Below are 1164 nucleotides of genomic sequence, written 5' to 3' on the forward strand. Positions count from 1 at the left end.
ATTTATCGCAACCGCAGCAGGCCAGTCTATTCTCGGACAGCCTCCCGGGGCAGTCTATTCTCGGACAGCCTCCTGGTGTTAGTTAGAAATATATAGTCAATAAGAGGTTGAAAATATGGAAGACAGAGTGTTTGGCTTAAAAGCCTTTTCTTATACGTGGAATCTTGAGCGGGACAAGCACAGCTCCAATCTTGCAGCTTTTGGCCGAGCTTTGAAGGCCGTAGTTCAGGGAGTAGAACTGAATCTGGCAGATATTTATGGAATGAATGAGAGGCATCCCAAAAGTTTATTTGCCCGCAATATCCAAACAAGCAGGGTGTACCAGAATCTTGTGCTTACTGACAAAACGACCACTTCGAGCACTGCTCCGGTCAGCATCAGCCACATAAATCAGGATGGCCAAACATTGATAGGTACCCCCAAGCCTGCTTCCCCCGATTCAGTGGAGCGTTATCTTGGCGCCCCCGAACTTGAAGAAGTATCTCTGCTTGAGCTGTGTGAATTTAATGTTGATTCCGATGAAACGGATGACAATAAAGCATTTTATCGTAATTTTCACCAGTATATTTACTTGACAGATGACTTGAGTGTATGGGCAATCTGGGGAGAGTTATTTACGGTTCCACTAGAGAATATGAAAAAGAAAGGCATGGAAGCGGTTAATTTTAAATTAACTGGTCTTGGAGGTACTGTTAAAGAAAAAAAGGGGTCTAGTGTCGTAGCCAGGCAGTTTGTTGAGGTTATTCTTGATAATGGCCACTCCTTCCTGATGTATCGTTCCTCAGGAATTTCCAGTAAAGGTACCGACGGGGAGTGGGTACCAATTCCTGGCTGGGGATTAAAAAAAGATCCATTTTTTGGTACAAAAATTTGGTTCATCAAGCTTAGGCTCGATGCGGATTTAAAACGGTTAAAACAAGAAAAATACGATGTCCCCATTTTCAATAAAATTCATAGCCATTTAAAAGAGAAGGAAACCAGCCTGTTTCCAGAACTGAAAAAGGATGATGCGTCTGTTGATGATTCTGCAAAGGTTGCTGAACCTTCCCTTGCAGAGATCAAAACAGAAAATAAAGATAAGTAGCTGGCCATATGGAATCGTATATTTCTGGCTACTTGGGCTGGTACTATGCGAGGCACAACGGAGGAAGCATAGCCGTAGCT

General features: G+C 43.2%; 1 protein-coding gene. It reads left to right on the plus strand.

Annotation, left to right across the window (positions count from 1 at the left end):
• Positions 1–115 precede the first annotated feature (115 nt).
• On the plus strand, positions 116–1084 hold the full coding sequence (locus KDK14_RS02685; protein WP_257263480.1) for a hypothetical protein: 969 nt from the start codon (positions 116–118) through the stop codon (positions 1082–1084).
• The last annotated feature ends 80 nt before the right edge of the window (positions 1085–1164 follow it).

It is taken from the genome of Endozoicomonas sp. ONNA2, assembly GCF_024606365.1.
Lineage (GTDB): Bacteria > Pseudomonadota > Gammaproteobacteria > Pseudomonadales > Endozoicomonadaceae > Endozoicomonas.

Excerpts from the sequence above, each read along its gene's own strand:
- KDK14_RS02685 (WP_257263480.1), top strand. The coding sequence starts at position 116 with ATGGAAGACAGAGTGTTTGGCTTAAAAGCCTTTTCTTATACGTGGAAT.